General features: G+C 70.7%; 2 protein-coding genes. One reads left to right on the top strand and one right to left on the bottom strand.

What is annotated here, in order from left to right; genetic code table 11:
* Positions 1 to 132: 132 nt before the first annotated feature.
* The gene (locus WA805_RS27490; protein WP_422279756.1) at positions 133 to 993 is read right to left on the bottom strand and encodes a polysaccharide deacetylase family protein; all 861 of its coding nucleotides are present in this window, start codon (positions 991 to 993) and stop codon (positions 133 to 135) included.
* 164 nt (positions 994 to 1157) lie between these two features.
* Here WA805_RS27490 and eno point away from each other — a divergent pair.
* A partial coding sequence (eno, locus tag WA805_RS27485) for a phosphopyruvate hydratase (RefSeq protein WP_425243789.1) occupies positions 1158 to 1893 on the top strand: 736 nt, incomplete at its 3' end.

Below are 1893 nucleotides of genomic sequence, written 5' to 3'. Positions count from 1 at the left end.
CTCCTGGAGCTGCTCGAGTCGCCGCCGGCGCTGGCGGCCGCGGCGAGCGCCGCGCGGGCACGTTTCGAGCGTGACTACGACATCGACGTGGTAGGCGCGCGGCTGAAGTCGTTCCTGCTGGCAGACTCCGCGTCAGTGCCGGCGCAGCCGGCGTAACCGATGCAGCGGCGCGGTCAGCGTCCGCTTCACCTGCCGCGCGAGCGGGCTGTAGGAGAGCCCGCGCCGCGTCCCGAGCGCCGCCGTGTAGCTCCTGAAGAACAGCTTCTTCGCCGCCATCCGGCCGGCGCCGTCCCGGTCGTAGAAGGTGATTCTCGGCAGCGTCATGTCACCGAGCAGGCTGACCGGGGTTTCGACGGAGCAGGCGTAGCCGTAGCCCGCGCCGCGCACCGCATCCCTGGCCGCCGCGTCCATCCGGCCGTACGGGTAGGCGAAGCCGGTGACCGGCAGGTCGAACAGCTCGCGCAGCCGCGCCCTGCTCCCGCTGATCTCCGCCGTCAGCTGGTCCGCGCCGATGCCGGGCAGCCGCGGGTGCGTGGCGGTGTGCGAGCCGATCTCCATCCCCGCGGCGGCCACCTGCGCGACCTGGCCGGCCGTCATCAGCGGCCAGACCGGTCCGGTGCCCGCGTCCCACTCGTTGGTTGCGCCGATCCGGTCGGAGATGATGAACATGGTCGCGGTGAAGTCGTGCCGCAGCAGCACGGGCAGCGCGTCCTCGAGCACGCTCAGGTATCCGTCGTCGAACGTGAGCCCGGCGAGCCCGCGTGCACGCCCGGCGCGCATCGCGGCCATCAGCGTCTCCATGCTGACGCCACGCAGCCCGCGCTCGGCCAGCCACGCCATCTGCTCCGCGAACCTGGCGGGTGCCACCGCCAGCTTGTGCGGGTCTTCAGGCACGTCCGCGATCACGTGGTACATCAGGACGATCGGCACCTGCCCGAGCCGGAGCCTGCTGAAATCCGGCTCGCCGCCCGGCCGGTCCTGCGTTGTAGTCATCAGCTAGAGGAGATCCGCGCCGGCTCCTCCTGATACATCGGGATAATCCGGCGGGACCATCCCGCCGGCGTGCCCCATGGGCCCGACCGGGCCCGCCTCGGTTAGGCTCGATACCGCAAACTGACGCGATTACAGGCAAGCGATGACAGGCAAGGAGCCCGACGTTGGCGTCCATTGAAGCGGTGCATGCCAGGCAGATCCTGGACTCGCGGGGAAACCCGACCGTAGAGGTTGAGGTCGTCCTCGACGACGGCTCAGCGGGCCGGGCCGGCGTGCCGAGCGGCGCCTCCACTGGCGCTTTCGAGGCCGTCGAACTCCGTGATGGCGGCACCGAGTACGGCGGCAAGGCGGTCACGCGGGCCGTGGACGGCGTCGTCGACGAGATCCAGCCTGAGCTGCTCGGCTACGAGGCCGACGACCAGCGGCTCGTGGACCAGGCCCTGATCGACCTTGACCGCACGCCGGACAAGTCACGGCTGGGGGCCAACGCGATTGTCGGGGTGTCGATGGCGGTGGCCCGCGCCGCCGCGGAGTCGGCGGGCCTGCAGCTGTTCCGCTACCTTGGCGGCCCGAACGCGCACGTGCTGCCGGTGCCGATGATGAACATACTCAACGGCGGCGCGCACGCGGACTCCAACGTGGACGTGCAGGAGTTCATGATCGCCCCGATCGGCGCGCCGACCTTCACCGAGGCGCTGCGCTGGGGTGTAGAGACGTACCACGCGCTCAAGGCGGTGCTCAAGCAGCACGGGCTGTCCACCGGCGTGGGCGACGAGGGCGGCTTCGCCCCGAACCTGGAGCACAACCGGGCTGCCCTTGACCTGATCGTCGAGGCCATCGGAAAGGCCGGCTACACCCCGGGAAGGGACATCGCGCTCGCGATCGACGCGGCGGCGACCG

The sequence above is a fragment of the Trebonia sp. genome, from assembly GCF_049794275.1.
Taxonomy (GTDB): Bacteria; Actinomycetota; Actinomycetes; order Streptosporangiales; family Streptosporangiaceae; genus Trebonia.
The sequence above is the reverse complement of the archived record's forward strand: the minus strand, read 5'-3'. Positions and strand labels throughout refer to the sequence as shown.

What these genes read in the sequence shown, in the direction of transcription:
- WA805_RS27490 (WP_422279756.1), bottom strand. Translation starts at nt 993, where the DNA reads ATGACTACAACGCAGGACCGGCCGGGCGGCGAGCCGGATTTCAGCAGG.